The organism is Actinomadura rupiterrae, assembly GCF_024172125.1.
GTDB classification, from domain to species: domain Bacteria; phylum Actinomycetota; class Actinomycetes; order Streptosporangiales; family Streptosporangiaceae; genus Spirillospora; species Spirillospora rupiterrae.
Genome location: NZ_JAMZEA010000013.1, coordinates 127,306 through 142,500, shown reverse-complemented (window position 1 = coordinate 142,500; position 15,195 = coordinate 127,306). Strand labels below are relative to the sequence as shown.

Annotated in this window: 18 protein-coding genes; 11 read left to right on the top strand and 7 right to left on the bottom strand. The window is 70.9% G+C overall.

What is annotated here, in order from left to right; all coding sequences use genetic code 11:
- Positions 1 to 34 precede the first annotated feature (34 nt).
- Positions 35 to 931 carry a class I SAM-dependent methyltransferase gene (locus tag FHU30_RS37325; RefSeq protein WP_253882282.1) on the top strand — a complete coding sequence of 299 codons (897 nt, stop codon included), beginning with the start codon at positions 35 to 37 and terminating at the stop codon, positions 929 to 931.
- A 108-nt stretch (positions 932 to 1,039) separates the two neighbouring features.
- Here FHU30_RS37325 and FHU30_RS37320 read toward each other — a convergent pair whose 3' ends face one another.
- A complete protein-coding gene (locus tag FHU30_RS37320; RefSeq protein WP_253882281.1) occupies positions 1,040 to 1,585 on the bottom strand; it encodes a helix-turn-helix domain-containing protein in 546 nt (181 codons plus the stop codon).
- A gap of 56 nt (positions 1,586 to 1,641) precedes the next feature.
- Between FHU30_RS37320 and FHU30_RS37315 the strand changes: the two genes are divergently transcribed.
- Positions 1,642 to 2,799, top strand: coding sequence for a pyridoxal phosphate-dependent aminotransferase (locus FHU30_RS37315; RefSeq protein WP_253882280.1), 1,158 nt, complete (start codon positions 1,642 to 1,644; stop codon positions 2,797 to 2,799).
- Positions 2,800 to 2,865: 66 nt separating this feature from the next.
- On the opposite strand, the gene FHU30_RS37310 is transcribed toward FHU30_RS37315, so the two are convergent.
- Together FHU30_RS37310 and FHU30_RS37305 are read right to left on the bottom strand one after the other, a co-directional pair.
- Positions 2,866 to 3,042: an SbtR family transcriptional regulator gene (locus FHU30_RS37310; protein ID WP_372504033.1), complete on the bottom strand. Its 177-nt coding sequence runs from the start codon at positions 3,040 to 3,042 to the stop codon at positions 2,866 to 2,868.
- Positions 3,043 to 3,288: 246 nt separating this feature from the next.
- Positions 3,289 to 4,320, bottom strand: a complete 1,032-nt coding sequence (locus tag FHU30_RS37305) for a hypothetical protein (protein WP_253882278.1) — start codon at positions 4,318 to 4,320, stop codon at positions 3,289 to 3,291.
- A gap of 104 nt (positions 4,321 to 4,424) precedes the next feature.
- Here FHU30_RS37305 and FHU30_RS37300 point away from each other — a divergent pair, with 104 nt between their 5' ends.
- The 3 genes from FHU30_RS37300 (at position 4,425) to FHU30_RS37290 (ending at position 7,194) form a co-directional block, all read left to right on the top strand.
- The gene (locus FHU30_RS37300; RefSeq protein WP_253882277.1) at positions 4,425 to 5,099 is read left to right on the top strand and encodes a response regulator transcription factor; all 675 of its coding nucleotides are present in this window, start codon (positions 4,425 to 4,427) and stop codon (positions 5,097 to 5,099) included.
- Positions 5,096 to 6,388, top strand: a complete 1,293-nt coding sequence (locus tag FHU30_RS37295; protein ID WP_253882276.1) for a sensor histidine kinase — start codon at positions 5,096 to 5,098, stop codon at positions 6,386 to 6,388. Before FHU30_RS37300 ends, FHU30_RS37295 begins: the two co-directional genes overlap by 4 nt.
- Positions 6,389 to 6,546: 158 nt before the next feature.
- Positions 6,547 to 7,194, top strand: a complete 648-nt coding sequence (locus FHU30_RS37290) for a carbonic anhydrase (RefSeq protein ID WP_253882275.1) — start codon at positions 6,547 to 6,549, stop codon at positions 7,192 to 7,194.
- Positions 7,195 to 7,460: 266 nt separating this feature from the next.
- Here FHU30_RS37290 and FHU30_RS37285 read toward each other — a convergent pair whose 3' ends face one another.
- Positions 7,461 to 8,018 (bottom strand): dihydrofolate reductase family protein, encoded by a 558-nt coding sequence (locus FHU30_RS37285; protein ID WP_253882274.1) that lies wholly within the window; start codon positions 8,016 to 8,018, stop codon positions 7,461 to 7,463.
- A 473-nt stretch (positions 8,019 to 8,491) separates the two neighbouring features.
- A complete protein-coding gene (locus FHU30_RS37280; protein ID WP_253882273.1) occupies positions 8,492 to 9,400 on the bottom strand; it encodes an NmrA/HSCARG family protein in 909 nt (302 codons plus the stop codon).
- A gap of 103 nt (positions 9,401 to 9,503) precedes the next feature.
- Between FHU30_RS37280 and FHU30_RS37275 the strand changes: the two genes are divergently transcribed.
- The 4 genes from FHU30_RS37275 to FHU30_RS37265 are packed head-to-tail and all read left to right on the top strand — an operon-like array spanning position 9,504 to position 12,056.
- On the top strand, positions 9,504 to 10,064 hold the full coding sequence (locus FHU30_RS37275) for a TetR/AcrR family transcriptional regulator (RefSeq protein ID WP_253882272.1): 561 nt from the start codon (positions 9,504 to 9,506) through the stop codon (positions 10,062 to 10,064).
- 15 nt (positions 10,065 to 10,079) lie between these two features.
- Positions 10,080 to 10,241: a winged helix-turn-helix transcriptional regulator gene (locus tag FHU30_RS47815; protein WP_372504032.1), complete on the top strand. Its 162-nt coding sequence runs from the start codon at positions 10,080 to 10,082 to the stop codon at positions 10,239 to 10,241.
- Between the two features lie 50 nt (positions 10,242 to 10,291).
- Positions 10,292 to 11,551: an SLC13 family permease gene (locus FHU30_RS37270; RefSeq protein WP_253882271.1), complete on the top strand. Its 1,260-nt coding sequence runs from the start codon at positions 10,292 to 10,294 to the stop codon at positions 11,549 to 11,551.
- Between the two features lie 16 nt (positions 11,552 to 11,567).
- The gene (locus FHU30_RS37265; RefSeq protein WP_253882270.1) at positions 11,568 to 12,056 is read left to right on the top strand and encodes a universal stress protein; all 489 of its coding nucleotides are present in this window, start codon (positions 11,568 to 11,570) and stop codon (positions 12,054 to 12,056) included.
- 3 nt (positions 12,057 to 12,059) lie between these two features.
- On the opposite strand, the gene FHU30_RS37260 is transcribed toward FHU30_RS37265, so the two are convergent.
- Positions 12,060 to 12,704 (bottom strand): FMN-dependent NADH-azoreductase, encoded by a 645-nt coding sequence (locus tag FHU30_RS37260; RefSeq protein WP_253882269.1) that lies wholly within the window; start codon positions 12,702 to 12,704, stop codon positions 12,060 to 12,062.
- 139 nt (positions 12,705 to 12,843) lie between these two features.
- On the opposite strand from FHU30_RS37260, the gene FHU30_RS37255 reads away from it, so the two are divergent.
- Together FHU30_RS37255 and FHU30_RS37250 are read left to right on the top strand one after the other, a co-directional pair.
- On the top strand, positions 12,844 to 13,245 hold the full coding sequence (locus FHU30_RS37255) for a winged helix-turn-helix transcriptional regulator (RefSeq protein WP_253882268.1): 402 nt from the start codon (positions 12,844 to 12,846) through the stop codon (positions 13,243 to 13,245).
- 133 nt (positions 13,246 to 13,378) lie between these two features.
- On the top strand, positions 13,379 to 13,897 hold the full coding sequence (locus tag FHU30_RS37250; RefSeq protein ID WP_253882267.1) for a TetR/AcrR family transcriptional regulator: 519 nt from the start codon (positions 13,379 to 13,381) through the stop codon (positions 13,895 to 13,897).
- Between the two features lie 877 nt (positions 13,898 to 14,774).
- Here FHU30_RS37250 and FHU30_RS37245 read toward each other — a convergent pair.
- Entirely contained in the window at positions 14,775 to 15,152 is a 378-nt protein-coding gene (locus FHU30_RS37245; RefSeq protein ID WP_253882266.1) for a winged helix-turn-helix transcriptional regulator, read from the bottom strand.
- Positions 15,153 to 15,195: the final 43 nt, after the last annotated feature.

The following is a 15,195-nucleotide window of genomic DNA, read 5'->3' as shown; positions in this document are numbered from 1 at the left end:
TCGACAGCACTTCACTGCGGTCGGTCCTGGTCACATGGCCTTGTGTCCGGGGCGCGGCGGGTGGTGCTGCTTGCCATTGCGGTGGTGTCGGCAGCGGCGCGACAGGACGGTGCGGTGGTGGGTTCGGGGCGAGGCGAGCTTGGTCGCGTGTTCAACGAGGTGCCGGAGCTCTACGATCGGGTCCGGCCGAGATATCCCGACGAGATGTTCTCCGACCTTGTCGCCATCACGGGCATGGACGAGCGGTCGTCGGTGCTTGAGGTTGGGGTGCGGTACCGGTCAGGCGACGCGCTCGCTGGCGGCGCTGCGGTGTTCGGTGACGGGGATCGAGCCGGGCGTGGAGATGGCCGCCCTCGCTCGCCGACGGCTTGCCCCCTTCGGCAACGTCTCGGTTGAGACGTCGAGGTTGGAGGAGTGGGACGACCGTTGTCGGCGTTTCGATGTCCTGGTGGCCGCGTCGGCGTGGCACTGGGTGGATCCCTCGACCGGCTGGCGGCGAGCGCACGATGTGGTCCGTCCGGGAGGTTGGATGGCGCTGCTCGGCTACGTCGTTGTCCGCCGGCCGGGAGAGCCGGAGGTGTACGCCGAGACCGCTGATCTGCATGAGCGGTACTGCCCGGGGAACCTCGACTGGGGGCATCCGCCGCTTGAGGGCGACGTGCGCGCCACTGCTGAGGGGTGGGGGCCGGTCGAGGATCCCGGCGGCTTGTTCGGCCCGCCGATCGTCTGCTGGTATCCGATGGTTCAGTGGTTCGACGGGGACGGTTTTGCCGATCTGCTTCGCTCGACGTCGCCGTATCGAAGGCTCGATCGCGACGTCCGTGAGCCCCTGCTCGACGCTGTCGCCGAGCGCATACGCACGCGGATGGGCGACCGGGCAGCGCGCCGCCACCTGGGCGTCCTGCGTATCGGACAACGCGCCGGGCGGTAGCGCCCGGCCGGTGGTCCATGGACGCGGTCGAGCGATACCTGGACCGATGACGGTTGGCGCGGGAGATGTGGTGGTCGGGTGCGTGACGACTCCTGGGGCGGTGTTCGGTTAGCTGTCGGGGTGCAGCATTAGGAGGATGGCGCGGTTGTCGGCGGTGTGGCCCTGGTAGTGGTGGGGGCTGGCGGCGTCGAAGCGGATGGAATCGCCTGCGGTCAGGTCGGTGGGGGAGTCGGCGGGGCCGACGGTGGCGTGTCCGGTGGTGAGGACGAGGCATTCCTCGACACCCGGTAGGTGGGCGTCGGAGTGCTGGGTGTTCCGGCCGATGGCGATGTCGTAGACCTCGACGGTGCCGCGCAGGCTGATGCGGTGCAGCAGGCGCGCGCTCACCGCCTCGCCCTGGACCTGCGGGCGGCTGTCATCGGCGCGTACCACCTCGACGGTTGGGGCCGGGCTGTCGAGCAGTTCGCCGAGGGATGCCTTCAGCGCGGTGGCCAGGGTCCACAGGGTGCTCAAGGTCGGGTTGCCCTGGCCCTGCTCGATTCCGTGCAGCGTGGTCTTGCTGATGCCGCTGGCGGCCGCCAGATCGGCCAGCGAGATCCCGGCCGCGGTCCGGAGCCGGTGCACGTTCTGTCCCACCGCTTGCGCTAGATCCATGCGTATCAGCATAGTGGTATGTCCGTACCGGCAGAAAGAATGACTTTGGAGGCGACATGACGGTGGCGCGGCTACGCGACATCCCGGGCATCGGCGTGGACGCTGTCGGTGACGCGGCCGACGCGGCCAACGACCCCGAACTGCTCCGCTTGGAGAACCTCGACACCGACCTGCGGCCACCCGCCGTCGCCCTAGCTGTCACCCATGCCGCCATCGACACCGACGCGGCCAACAGCTACCTGCCGTTCCAAGGCCATCGGACACTCCGCGTGGCCGCCGCAGCCCACGTCGGCCGAATCGCCGGACACACCTACGACCCCGACACCCAATGCGTCAGCACGGCCGGCGGACTCAACGGCATTCTCAACACGCTGCTGGCCACCGTCGAGCCGGGCCAGGAGGTCGTACTGTGCGACCCCATCTACGCCGGGCTGGTCAACCGCGTCCGCCTCGCGGGCGGCATCCCCCGCTTCGTCCCCACAACACCGACCCCAGGCGGCTGGACCGTCGATCCCGAACAACTCGCCGCCGCCGTGGGGCCCGCGACCGCCGCGGTGCTGATGATGGGCCCGGCGATGCCGACCGGCCTGGTCCTGGACGAGCGTCACTGGACGGCCCTGGCCGACGCCTGCGAACGCCACGACACCTGGCTGATCTACGACGCGGCCATGGAACGCATCCGCTTCGATGGCCGTCCTCCCAGTCACCCCGCCGCCCATCCCGGGCTGGCCCAGCGCACCATCACCGTCGGTTCGGCCTCCAAAGAGTTGCGGCTCATCGGCTGGCGCGTCGGCTGGGTCGTCGGCCCCGCCTCCATCGTCGATGACATCCGCCTGGTCGGCCTGACCAACGTCGTGTGCCAAGTCGGCCTCGCCCAGCAAGCCGTCGCCGCCGCCTTGGACGCCCCCGACGCCGAAGCGGACGTCGCCGCCGCAACCGCCGAGTGGAAGCGGCGCTGCGGCACCGTCCTGGACCAACTCGCCGCCTACCCCGTCGTCCGCCCGCACGGCGGCTGGTCACTTCTCCTCGACGCCCGCCCCCTGGACCTGACCGCCGCCGAGCTGTCCCAGCGCCTGTTCCACCGCGCGAAGATCGCAGCCACCCCCATGGACGGCTGGGGCCCCAGCGGCACCCACTACCTACGACTGGTCTTCGCCAACGAACCCGCCGACCGCCTCACCACCCTCACCGACCGCTTCCGCGCAGCCCTCTAACGAGGCCGCCCACGACCTGCTGCGCTCACCGACTGCACGCAGCAACGACGACCCGCGCACGGGTCTTCACGGGCGGACCGTGAGGCCGTCCAGGGTGAGGTCGAGCAGGCGCTCCGCTTGCTGTCGGTGTTCAGCACCCGCCGAGGTGAGGGCGATGCCTTCCAGGGCAGCGCTGATGTCGGTGGGCTGGATATCAGTGCGGATCGCCCCGGCGGCCGCGCAAGCGTCCATGAGTGAGGTGATGGCGGCCTCGCCTCCGCCATCGGCTACGCCATCTCACGGCCCATGTGGAGCTGTGCTGAGGTCCACGTTGTCCCAGACCTCGCCGCCGCGACCGCCGAGTGGAGGGTCGCATGGGCGGCTGGGGCCCCAGGAGTGGAGTTGTCTCCCGGGATAAACGCAGCGACCGGCCAGGTCGGGGCTTGGGTTCGGGACCTGGCCGGTCTGCGGCTGTTGGACGTGGCCCGCTTGGTGTGCTGCTCGGTAGGTCTAGTGGGTGTTGGGCTTTTGGTGGAGCCAGGGGGAGGAGGTGGCCCAGAAGAGGATGTCGGCGCCGAGGTAGTTGTTGGCGAAGTCGACGAATTCCTGGTGCGTGTACGGCTTGCCGGTGCGCGGGTTGCGGTAGGTGAAATCGGGCTCCTGGACGGCCATGGCGACCATGTTCAACCGCTTGCTGTACTTGTGGATGAACGGGTAGGAGTTCTGCATCTGGGGCTTCCAGTAGGGAAGCAGGTCAGGGCCGCCGACTCCGATGCCGTGCTGCTCGGCCCAGTCGAACGAGCGCTGCATGAGGCCGTGGTCGTTGTTCCAGTCGCCCGGCCAGAAGTTGATGTATTGGATGACTGAACTGGTGGGGAAGGCCTTCTTCGCGTAGGCCATGTTCTCCAGCTCGGCGTTGAAGTAGGCGGCGTCGGTGTAGTGCGTCTTGTCGGTCTTCGGGTCGACGTCGACTGCGGACTCGGGCAGGTTGAGGCCGCTGATCTTGCCGTCGAAGCGGTGGCCGAGCGCCTTCAGCAGGCTCTGGAAGCGTTTCCGGACGTTTCCGTTCCACTGCGCCGCGATCGCGCCTTCCGGCTGTCCGGAGCTGTTCATCGTGGGTGCCGCGCCGCCGCCGTAGGCCGGGTCGGTGAGCAGGTACTTCGGCAGACCCGGGGGAAGCTGGAAGAAGCGGTCCTGCAGCTGCACGAACAGCTTCTTGTGCTGGGCCCCGACCACCTTCTGGACCCGCTCGATCTCGGAGAAGTCGTAGTGCCCCTTCTGCGGCTCCAGCATTCTCCAGGGGAAGAGGACCTGGACGCCGCTGATGTCGCGGCGCCCCAGCAGGGGCTTCGCGGTGGTGTCGAAGTCCCCGATGGAGGTGTACAGGTAGTTCCTGGCGTGGGTTCCGTGGGCGGGAGGCTGGGCTGCGGCCGTGCCTTCGCTGATCACGCCGGTTCCGACCAGGCTGGCTCCGGCCAGCGTCGCGGCGAGAACCGAGACCAGCTTCCGGCGGCCCTGCGGCTTGGATTTCGAGATGTGCATGCTCAGCAGCGTGGCAACCCAACATAAGCGGTTTCTAAGAGGATCTCTCGGGTGTCCGGCATGGGCGGCGCGGGGCGGCGCGGCTATGTGCGTAGGGTTCGCGGATGGACATCTGCGTGCTGGTGGTGGACGACGAACCCGCAGTTCGCGAGGGCGTCGTCGATCTCCTGGAGCTTGAGGGGTACCGGGTGGAGTCGGCCGCGGACGGCGCCGAAGCGCTGCGCGCGGTGGAGCTGGTGCAGCCTGACGCGGTCGTCCTGGACGTCCTGATGCCGGGGATGGACGGCCTGGAGGTGTGCCGCCGACTGCGGGCGGCGGGGGACCGGACGCCGATCCTGGTGCTGACGGCGCGGGACTCGGTGACCGACCGGGTGGACGGCTTGGACGTCGGCGCCGACGACTACCTGGTGAAGCCGTTCGCGCCGGAGGAGCTGCGGGCCCGGGTCCGCGCGCTGCTGCGGCGGGCCTACGCGCTCGGGTCGTCCGAGGGCGAGCTGACCTACGGCGATCTGACCCTCGACCCCGAGACCCGCAGGGGACGGCGGGGAGACCGGGTGCTGGAGTTCAGCGAGACCGAGTTCGCCCTGCTGGAGCTGCTGGTCCGCAACGCCGGGCAGGTCCTGCCCCACGAGGTGATCATGGAACGGGTCTGGGGATGCGACTTCGGGCCGGGGTCGAACTCGCTCGCCGTCTACATCGGATACCTGCGCCGCAAGCTCGGCGAGCCCAAGCTCGTCCGGACCGTCCGCGGAGTCGGTTACGTGCTGGACGCGTCGTGAACCTGCGGACCAGGCTCGCGGTGACGGCGGCCGCCGCGGTGGCGGTCGCGATCGTGGGGGCCTCGGCGGTCGCGTACGTGATCGTCGGCCGGAGTCTCGATCGCCAGCAGGACTTCGTCCTCGCCCAGCAGGCCCTTCAGGCCCAGCGGGCGCTCAACTCCGGGACGTTCGCGCCGGACTGCTCGTGGCCGATCAGCCAGTGCGCCCAAGTGGTGCGCGCCTCGGGCGCCGTCGAGCCGCCCGACCTGGGCCTGCCGCTGACCGCGCAGGCCGCCGAGGTCGCCGCGGGCCGCCGCGCCGCGTTCTACTCCGACAAGGTCCGGGCAGGCGCCCCCGTCCGGATGCTGATCACGCCCATCGGCGGCGGACGCGCCCTGCAGATCGCGATCCGGTCCGCCGAGGTGGAACGACGAATGGACCAGGCGTCCATCGCCCTGGCCCTGACCTCGCTGGGCGGCGTCGCGGTCGCCGCCCTGCTCGGATTCCTGGTGGCGCGCAGCGGGTTGCGCCCGGTCGCCCGGCTGACCGGCACCGCCGAGCGGGTCGCCGCGACCCGCGACCCCGGCTACCGGATGCAGGTGACCGGGCACGACGAGCTGGCCAGGCTCGCCCGGAGCTTCAACACCATGCTCGGCGCGCTGGAGGAGTCGGTCACGGCCCAGCGCCGGCTCGTCGCCGACGCCTCGCACGAGCTGCGGACACCGCTGACCGCGCTGCGCGCCGACCTGGACCTGCTCGACCGCGTCCCCGCCGACCGCGGACCGCGGGTGACCGCCCGCCTGAACGCCCAGGTCGGCGAGCTGACCAACCTCGTCAACGACCTCATCGAACTGGCCAGGGGCGACGAGCCGTCCGGCCAGTTCGAGGACCTGCGCCTGGACCTGCTCGTCGCGCACTGCGTGGAGACCGCGCGCCTGCACTGGCCCGAGATCACCTTCGAGACCGACCTGGCGGAATGCGTCGTGTCCGGCGTCCCGGCCCGCCTCACCCGCGCCGTCGCCAACATCCTCGACAACGCCGCCAAGTACAGCCCCCAGGCCGGGACGGTCGAGGTGCGCCTGCGCGGCACCACCCTGACCGTCCGCGACCACGGCCCCGGCATCGACCCGGACGACCTGCCGTTCATCTTCGACCGCTTCTACCGCGCCACCGCCTCGCGCGGCCTGCCCGGCTCGGGCCTTGGCCTGGCGATCGTCGCCCAGGTGGCCCAGGCCCACCACGCCGACCTGCGCGCCGAGCCCGCCCCCGGCGGCGGAACCCTGGTCAGGCTGACGCTCCCGTCCGGCTGAGCTCCCGCGCGAAACTCGCCCTGCAGAGCGCCATGGGGGTGCGCTGGTCAGCCCAGATGGCCAAATCATGCAGGCCGACATCGCTCTCTTCAGGACGGGGGATTGTTCCGATCTGCCCCGATCGTCGAGCGGATTTCCGACCTCGCTAGCCTGCCGGTATGACCGAAGAGTCGTCCCTGTCGGTGTCCGAAGCGTTCGACCTGCTGCTGGCCGGCAACCAGCGGTTCGTGAACGGCGCCCAGCAGCATCCGAACCAGGACGCGGCGCGCCGCGCGGAGACCGCGCCGGGCCAGCGTCCGTTCGCGGTCCTGTTCGGCTGCTCCGACTCCCGCCTGGCCGCAGAGATCATCTTCGATCGGGGGCTGGGCGACCTGTTCGTGGTCCGCACCGCGGGGCACGTGGTGGGGCCCGAAGTGCTGGGCAGCATCGAGTACGGGGTCAGCGTCCTGGAATGCCCGCTGGTGGTCGTCCTCGGCCACGACTCGTGCGGCGCGGTCGCCGCCACCCGCGCCGCCCTGACCGACGGCGTCGCCGCGACCGGCTACGTCCGCGACGTCATCGAACGCGTCACCCCGAGCGTCCTGGCCGCCCGAGCCGCCGGCCTCACCCTGGACGAGGACGTCGTCGACGAGCACATCCGCCACACCACCGGCCTGCTGCTGGACCGCTCGCGGCTCCTCGCGGACAGGATCGCCACCGGCCAGACCGCCGTGGTCGGCATGTCCTACCGCCTGGCCATCGGCAGCGCCCACCTCGTGACCGCCCATGGCCTCCCCGCCGAACCCACAAGCCCCCTGACCGCCTAACAGCTGAACGAAACAACACTGTCGGCGCGCGCACGCGACCGCCGCCGCCCCAACCTCGCGGCAGCGTTGGCGTCACCAACGGCTGGGGGCTAGGACCTGTTTCGAAGTGGCCTCGGCCACGCGCGCGAACGCGTGACCAGCGCGGTGCCGCGACGCCGGAGGCGAGCGGCACCGCGCTGATCGCGAAGCGATGCCGCGTTCGCCCAGGCACGGTCACGTAGCGAGCCGCTAGGCGAGCGCAGTGGGCCGGGACTTTGAAACACAGCCTAGCTGTCGGCCGGCACGTACACCAGTTCGAGGATGCCGAGCGGGAAGGCCGTGCTCTTCACCAGGCGCAGCTTCAGCGGCTCGTCCAGCTCGGGGAACAGCGGCGCGCCCTTGCCGGTGGCGGCGGGCAGCACCCACAGCCGGTACTCGTCCACCACACCGAGCCTGATCAGCGAGTGCATGAACGCGGTGCCGCCGCACGCGACCAGGTCCTTGCCGGGCTCGGCCTTGAGCTTGGCGATCTCCTCGGCGGTGTCGCCGTCGGCGATCCGCGTCTCGGGCCACTCGTCGGCCGACTTCATGGTCCGCGAGAACACCACCTTGGGGATCTCGTTCATCGCCCGGGCGGACGGGTGGTCGGAGGTGGGCCAGAACGCCGCCATGGCCTCGTAGGAGTTGCGCCCCATGAGGAAGGCCCCCGCGTCCCACAACCGGCTGACGAAGTACTCCTCTTGCTCGGGGTCGTCGATGCTCATCATGACGTCCCGGATCCCGTTGTCCGCGTCCGCGCTCTTGCCGTCGAGTGAAACGTAGAACCCGAGGATCAACTTGCGCATCGGTCGTCTCCAGCCTGTCCTCCCGCGCCCGGACGGTCCCGGCGCGGGCCTCACCATGGGCGTCTGCACGTCCCCGGTCGAACGCCCCCACGATGGAACGCTCGCCACTCAGACCGCGACCCCGCCGAAAACTCATCGCCCGGGACGCCGCGCACGTTGCGTGGGCGCCGGGGCGGCGACGCGCTCGTCCTCGAAGCCGAGGAGGACGGCCGGGTCCTGCTCCGCAGTGGGTTGCGCTGGTCGGCCCGTGCCCGCTGGGCGTCCGAGGACCGCCTCGCAGTCGCCGATGGCCGCACCGCCGACGGCACCGCCCCGACCCGGCCGCCACCTACGCCTACCTGGGCGGGGCCCGCGCTCCTGCTGCCCCGCGACCCGGGACGGCGCCCTGCGCTGCCTGGCCCCCACAGCGTGAGCCCGGGCACTCCGCGCAGGGCCCGGCTAGCCCCGACCAGAGGCGGCGTTTGGGCCGGGGGTTACCTGGCGTCGGTCAGGTGGTCGCGCGCCCAGGTCTGGAAGGTGGTGAGGGGTAGCCCGAGGTCCCGTGCGTATTCGGGACGGGCGGGCTGGGGATGTTCGTTGACGCGGGCTTGCGCGAAGCCCATGGCGGGCATCCCGGCAGCGGTCGCCTCCTGTTCGGTCATGTCGGGCGCGGTCAGTTCGGTGCCCAGGACGCGGGAGAGGATCTCGGCGATGTCCGACATCGTCAGCAGGTCGCCCGCCAGTTCGAGCTCGACCGTGTGGAAGCGTTCGGGGGCGGCGATGGCCGCGGCGGCCGCGGTGCCGATGTCGTCGACGGCGATCAGGGACAGCCGGGTCGCAGGTTTCAGCAGGCTCACCAGGCCGCCGTCGATCCCGCGGGGGAACATGATCTGCTCGCGGGGGTGGAAGTTCTCCATGAAGAAGCCCGGTTTGATGAGCGTCCAGTAGGTGAAGCCCGCCGCGCGGACCCGGTCCTGGATCCCGGCCTTGGCGGCGTAGTAGGGCTCCATCCAGGCCCACCGGTCCTTCACCCAGTCCACGTGCTGTCCCGCGCCGGAGACGGACGTGTGCACGAACTGCGCCACCCCGGCGTCCCGCGCGCCTTCGATGAGGTTGACGGCCTGGGCGACCTCGCCTTCGAAACCCCGGCCGTTCAGGTCGGGCATCTGGACCGAGAAGACGGCGCGCGTTCCCGCGGCGGCCCGGCTGACCGACGTCCGGTCGTCGAGGTCGCCGGTGACCAGTTCGGCGCCGAGCGCCTCGACCGCCCTCGCCCGGACGCTCGCGGGGTCGCGGACCAGCGCCCGGACGGGGGTGCCCGCCGCGAGCAGGGCGCGCGCAGTGGCACCACCCTGCCGACCGGTGGCGCCGACGACCAGAACGGGAGCGGGCTGTGAGGCCATGCTGCTTCTCCGATCACATCAGAGGTAAATGGCGGGGTCCGCCGTTTATCTCTCGTCTACGATACGGAGGGCCCCGCCACTTAGCAACGGAGGAGACGGCGCCATGACGGTCCAGCGCGCGGACGCGCGCCGCAACTACGCGTTGATCCTCGCCGTGGCGGAGCAAGAGGTCGCCGCGCACGGCGCGCAGGCCTCCCTGGAGCAGATCGCCCGCACCGCTGGAGTCGGTTCGGCCACCGTGCGCCGGCATTTCCCCACCCGCCGGGCCCTGCTCGAAGCGGTGTTCAGCAGCCGGATCGACACCTTGTGCGACCACGCCAACGGACTCGCCGACGCCGACGACCCGCGAGCCGCGCTGCTGGAGTGGCTGAGCGCACTCACCACCTACGCCACCTCCGCACGCGGCATGGCCGACGCGCTGGCCGGGGGCGGGGCGGACGATGCGGACCATGTGAACGCCTGCTCGGCACGGCTGAGCAGCGCGGTCGACCCGTTGCTGCACCGCGCCGCCGGCGCCGGTGCCGTGGCGCCCGAGGTGACCACCACCGACCTGATCTCGCTGGTCACAGGCATCGCGCTGGCCACCGAGCACCATCCGACCCCCGACGCCGAAGCGCACCGCCTGCTCGCCCTCGCCGTCCATGGAATCAGCCCGCAACCATGAGCGGCGGACCCTGTCATCGAGAGGGCTGACGCCGTCGGACGCCGCTGGGCCGCGACGGTGCTGCGTGGGCTGCTCGGTGGCGCCGTCCGGTTCAGCGACATCGCGGCGGCGGTCCCGGACATGACGCACAAGCTGCCAAGGCCCAATCCACGGCCTCGGCGGTCTCGTCGTGGATGATGATCAGGTTGTCGGCCACCGTTGCGCGGACGGCCGGGGGGAGGGACATCGTGCACGGGGTGGTCGCGGAGGCGCTGTCGGTCGGTCTGCTGGTGCTGGTGCTGGCGAGTGCGGTGGCCCGTCCATGGGGGCTGCCCGAGGCGGTGGTCGCCGTCCCCGCCGCGGCCCTGCTGGTCGGCACCGGGGCGATCCCGCTGGCGGACGCGCAGGCAGAGGCGGCGCGGTTGGGTCCGGTGATCGGTTTCCTGGCCGCGGTGTTGGTGCTCGCGCAGCTGTGCGAGGACGAGGGGGTCTTCCAGGCCTGCGGGGCGTGGATGGCCCGCAGCGCGTCCGGGCGATCCAAGCGGTTGCTGGTCGGGGTGTTCGTCGCCGCGTCCGTCATCACGGCGGTGCTGAGCCTGGACGCCACGGTGGTGCTGCTCACCCCGGTGGTGTTCGCCACCGCGGCCCGGTTGGGGGCCCGTCCCAAGCCGCACGTGTTCGCCTGCACCCACCTGTCGAACACCGCCTCGCTGCTGCTGCCCGTCTCCAACCTGACCAACCTGCTGGCCTTCGCCGCCAGCGGGCTGAGCTTCATCCGCTTCGCCGCGCTGATGGCGCTGCCGTGGCTGGCCGCCATCGCCGCCGAGTTCGTGGTGTTTCGGCGGTTCTTCGCCACCGACCTGGCCGCCGGGGCCGAGGCTGACAGAACGGCCCGACCCGCTCCCGAGGTGCCAGTGTTCGCGCTGGTCACGCTGGCGGGCACGCTGGCCGGGTTCGCGGTCGCCTCGGCCGCGGGGATCAATCCGGCGTGGGCGGCGCTGACCGGAGCGGTGGTGCTGGCCGTCCGCGCCCTGGCCCAGCGCCGCACCACACCCGTCCAGATCGGACGCGCCGCCGCCGCCCCGTTCCTCGCCTTCGTGCTGAGCTTGGGGATCGTGGTCCGTGCCGTGGTCGACAACGGACTGGACGGCGCCCTCGGGCACCTGATCCCCGACGGCACCGGCCTGCCCGCGCTGCTCGGCCTCGCGCTGCTGGCCGCCGTCCTCGCCAACCTGATCAACAACCTGCCCGCGGTGCTCGTCCTGCTGCCGCTGACCGCTCCCAGCGGCGCCGGCGCGGTGCTCGCCGTGCTGCTCGGCGTCAACATCGGCCCGAATCTCACCTACGCCGGGTCGTTGGCCACGCTGCTGTGGCGACGTATCGTCCAGCACCACGACCACGACGTCGACCTGGGCGAGTTCACCCGGCTCGCGCTGCTCACCGTGCCCGCCGCCCTGCTGCTGTCCGTGACGGCGCTGTGGTCCGCACTGCACCTGATCGGCACCTGAGAGGAGACCGAGACCGATGGCCGTCATCGTCTGGATCGTCGAAGGCATCTGGTCCGCGGCCATCGACGCCGCCCGCACCCGCACCCCGCAGGACGCCGACATCGTGCTGCTCCACATCACCGACCCCGACACCGCGGACGCCGCCCACGGCGCCTACGCCGGACTCCTCGGCCGCCAACGTCCCGAACGCGACCCCGGAACCCGCATGAAAAACCTGGCCGCCACCTCCGCCGAACAACTCCTCCGCGCCGCCGCCGACCGACTCGGCCGCCCCTGCACCCAGATCCAACGTGTCGGACGCCCCGAGGAACACGTCCTGGCCGCCGCCGAGGGCGCTGACCTGCTCATAGTGACCCGCGACGGCGACCGCAGCCACCTTGGACCGAAAAGCCTCACCCCACCCAGCCGCTTCGTCCTCGACCACGCCCCCTGCCCGATCCTGCTCCTCTGGCCCGAACCCGCGCCCGACCGCCGCCGGGGACCGGTAGACCTCCCGCCGGGATAAGGGTCAGGCAGCGGGCGGTGCCGCGATGCTTGTGGCAAGGCCGCGCACCCGCTGATGGGCTTCGGTCATGGACGCCTCGTGCAGGGGGAGCAGCGGAGCCAGGACGGGAATGTGCGGGGCCATGGTCAGCTCGGGAGTGACGGTGGTGACGTCCAACCCGAGGAGGGCTTCGTGGCCCAGCACCGCCTCCAGCGCGGGCACCACGAAGTCCAGGCCGTGCTTGGGGGTGCCGGGCCCGTAGCCTCCGCCCCGCGTGGAGATCAGCACGGCCGGACGGCCCGCAGCAGGCGAGGGGCCGCCGAGGTCGAAGGTGCGGCCCTCGACGAGGATCTGGTCGAGCCACGCCTTGAACACCGACGGCATCGTGAGGTTGTACATCGGCACGGTGAACAGGTAGGCGACGGCGCCGAGGAACTCGGTGATCAGCTCGTCCTGGACGGCGGCGGCCTCCGCTTGCGCGGCGGTGCGCTGGGCGGGATCGGTGACCCGGGCGGTGATGCCCGCGGCGCTGAGGTGCGGCACCGGCACTGCGGCAAGGTCGCGGTGGACGACCTTCCCCCGCCAGACATCGCGGAACGTCTGGGCGACCTGGCGGGAGACCGAGCCTTCGCCGATCGATGAGGAGTCGATGTGCAGCAGGTACGACATGGCTGTGAGGCCCCTTTCGATCGATTCCTACTTTTCGTTCGTAACGGTTCCTACTTTTTGTTCGCAGCCTCACGGTAGGGCAGTATTGAGGGGCTTACAAAAGGCACTTCGCTGTGCGTCACGGAGAGGAATGTGCGTAATGGAGCACGCGGCGGGACCTGTACCGGCGGCCGGCTTCGGGCCCTGCGCCGCGATCCCGGCCGAGCACATGGACTTCATCCGCCAGATCCTGGACCGGATCGGCGACAAGTGGAGCATGCTGATCATCGCTCTGCTCGAAGACGGCCCCATGAGGTACACCGACCTGCAGCGCAACGTCCCGGGCATCTCGCAGCGCATGCTCAGCCTCACCCTGCGGCAGCTCACCCAGGACGGGCTGGTCACCCGGACCGCCTACGCCGAGGTCCCGCCCCGGGTCGAGTACTCCCTGACCCACCTCAGCCAGGGCCTGCTCGACATCGTCAAGCAGCTCATCGGCTGGGCCTCCGACCACCACGAGGAGATCCGCCAGAACCGCACCCGCGCCGAACCCACCCACTGAACCCACCCACCCCCGGACACCAACCGGACCACAAGTGGCGGCGCCGTCGCGAGTGCACCGAGCAGCGCGGCCAGACCGATGGCGGCCGCGTGCCGCTGCACCGTAGTGGGCCGGTGGAGGGACATGGTCGGCGGTGACGCTGGAGGACGTCGAACGCGCCGCCGGGGTCGGCCGCAGCCAGCTCTACCACTACTTCGACGACCGCGACGACCTCGTCCGCTCCGTGGTCCACTGCACGGTGGACAAGGTGCTGGCGGCGCAGGAACCGCTGCTCCTGCGGGTCGACTCGCAGGCCGGCATCGACCGCTGGTTCGAGGCGATCGTGGCCAACGGAACGCGCCAGGACGCGGTCGGCGGCTGCGCGATCGGCTCGCTGGCCAGCCAGCTCAGCGGCCACGACGACCTCACCCGGCAGGCGTTCGTGGACGCTTTCGCGCACTGGGAGGCCCCCCTCATCTCGGGGCTGAGCAAGATGCAGGAGTCGGGCGAGCTGCGTCCGGACGTGGACGTGACCGAGCTGGCCGACCTCACCATGGCCGCGATCCAGGGCGGCCTCCTGCTGGCCCAGGTCCGCCGCGCACCCGACCAGCTCCGCCTCGCACTGCGCGGTGCGCGAGCGGCACTGGAGGACGCACTCACCCCCTCGGCGTGATGCGCCGGAACCCGCACGATCCGCAGGCCCTGCACGCCCCCGGCCGGTGAGCCGACCCCATCGGTCTCAACCGGCCCAGAGCGACCGGGTGGCCTCGACGGTCGTGGCGTCGGGGCGCGCATCGCGGTCCGGATCGGGGCTCGCGAGCATGTCACCTCGGCGGACGGCTCGCCCCCCTACGAGGTGCACTGGCGACGGTTCAGGAACGAACCGGACCGTAGACCTCCACGGGAGCCGCCCCCCTCCTCCTGCGTGGATGGGGCGCAGGGCCATGACGGGATGCACGGAACGTGGGTCAGGCCTCTGGAGGGCGCCCATCCCTGTGGCTACAGGGTGCGGCGAGGCGTGTGCGGAGGCGGTCGGGCTCGGCGTCAGAAAGGGCCGGTGGAGGGTCGGCCGGTAGGGTGGCCAGGTCCTTGGCGACCTCGTCGGCCTGGAGAGTCTCGCCGATCCGGATGTAGCCCTCGATCGGTGTCGGTTGAAGCGGGGTCGCAGGGGCCGTCATGGCCGCCCCTTCGACCCAATATGTGTGGTCAACCACTCACTCATTGGCCCGAAAAGGGCCGCCGGTGTCAGGGGGGGGGGCGGCATCGGTGCATGAACGGCGCCATGTCCCGACCTGGAGTACCCCAGCTCGGCGAAAGCGCTGACCACCGCTTGCAAGACGGCCTTCTGCGTTCCTCGGCGGTTGAGAGCTGTCGTCGGGACACTGAGGTCGAAATGTGAGTAATAAACCACTCACACATCGCCCTGTCAACGCCAGGCGCGCAGCTCGGGCTCGCGCGGGCGGCAACGCACTATCCCTGAACCGGCCGAGCAGCGGGCGGTGCTCGCGGCCGCCCGCTGCCCGTCGGCCTTGACTCCGCCACGGATGGGATCAGGCCGAGGACGGCGGGCCTGCGGCCGGCCGTTCGGAGGCGCGGCTGCCGAGTTCGGCCGCCCAGCGGTCAGACCAGGCGACCAGGCCCCGGAGTTCGACATGGGCGTCCCGGCCCAGGGCGGTCAGCCGGTAGGCGCCGTCGGTGCCGCGTTCGACCAGCAAGGTCTCCTGCAGCTCGGTGAGGCGCTGCTGCAGGACGCTGGAGGACATGTTGTCGCAGCGCTGCTGCAGCGGCCGGAAACCGAGCGGTTCGTCGCGCAGTTCCCACAGGATGCGCAGGATCCACCGGCGGCCGAACAGGTCGAGGGCGGCCATGAGCGGACGGCCGGTGCTGGAACCCCGTACGGGACGGTTCGGGCGGGGTGGAGGTGTCATCCGGGAGTCCTTCGGCACGGGTGGGGTGGTGCTTCGGATTTCG

Coding starts and splice junctions, on each gene's coding strand:
- FHU30_RS37325 (WP_253882282.1), top strand. CDS start 35: ATGGCCTTGTGTCCGGGGCGCGGCGGGTGGTGCTGCTTGCCATTGCGG.
- FHU30_RS37320 (WP_253882281.1), bottom strand. CDS start 1,585: ATGGATCTAGCGCAAGCGGTGGGACAGAACGTGCACCGGCTCCGGACC.
- FHU30_RS37315 (WP_253882280.1), top strand. CDS start 1,642: ATGACGGTGGCGCGGCTACGCGACATCCCGGGCATCGGCGTGGACGCT.
- FHU30_RS37305 (WP_253882278.1), bottom strand. CDS start 4,320: ATGCACATCTCGAAATCCAAGCCGCAGGGCCGCCGGAAGCTGGTCTCG.
- FHU30_RS37300 (WP_253882277.1), top strand. CDS start 4,425: ATGGACATCTGCGTGCTGGTGGTGGACGACGAACCCGCAGTTCGCGAG.
- FHU30_RS37290 (WP_253882275.1), top strand. CDS start 6,547: ATGACCGAAGAGTCGTCCCTGTCGGTGTCCGAAGCGTTCGACCTGCTG.
- FHU30_RS37285 (WP_253882274.1), bottom strand. CDS start 8,018: ATGCGCAAGTTGATCCTCGGGTTCTACGTTTCACTCGACGGCAAGAGC.
- FHU30_RS37280 (WP_253882273.1), bottom strand. CDS start 9,400: ATGGCCTCACAGCCCGCTCCCGTTCTGGTCGTCGGCGCCACCGGTCGG.
- FHU30_RS37275 (WP_253882272.1), top strand. CDS start 9,504: ATGACGGTCCAGCGCGCGGACGCGCGCCGCAACTACGCGTTGATCCTC.
- FHU30_RS37265 (WP_253882270.1), top strand. CDS start 11,568: ATGGCCGTCATCGTCTGGATCGTCGAAGGCATCTGGTCCGCGGCCATC.
- FHU30_RS37260 (WP_253882269.1), bottom strand. CDS start 12,704: ATGTCGTACCTGCTGCACATCGACTCCTCATCGATCGGCGAAGGCTCG.
- FHU30_RS37255 (WP_253882268.1), top strand. CDS start 12,844: ATGGAGCACGCGGCGGGACCTGTACCGGCGGCCGGCTTCGGGCCCTGC.
- FHU30_RS37245 (WP_253882266.1), bottom strand. CDS start 15,152: ATGACACCTCCACCCCGCCCGAACCGTCCCGTACGGGGTTCCAGCACC.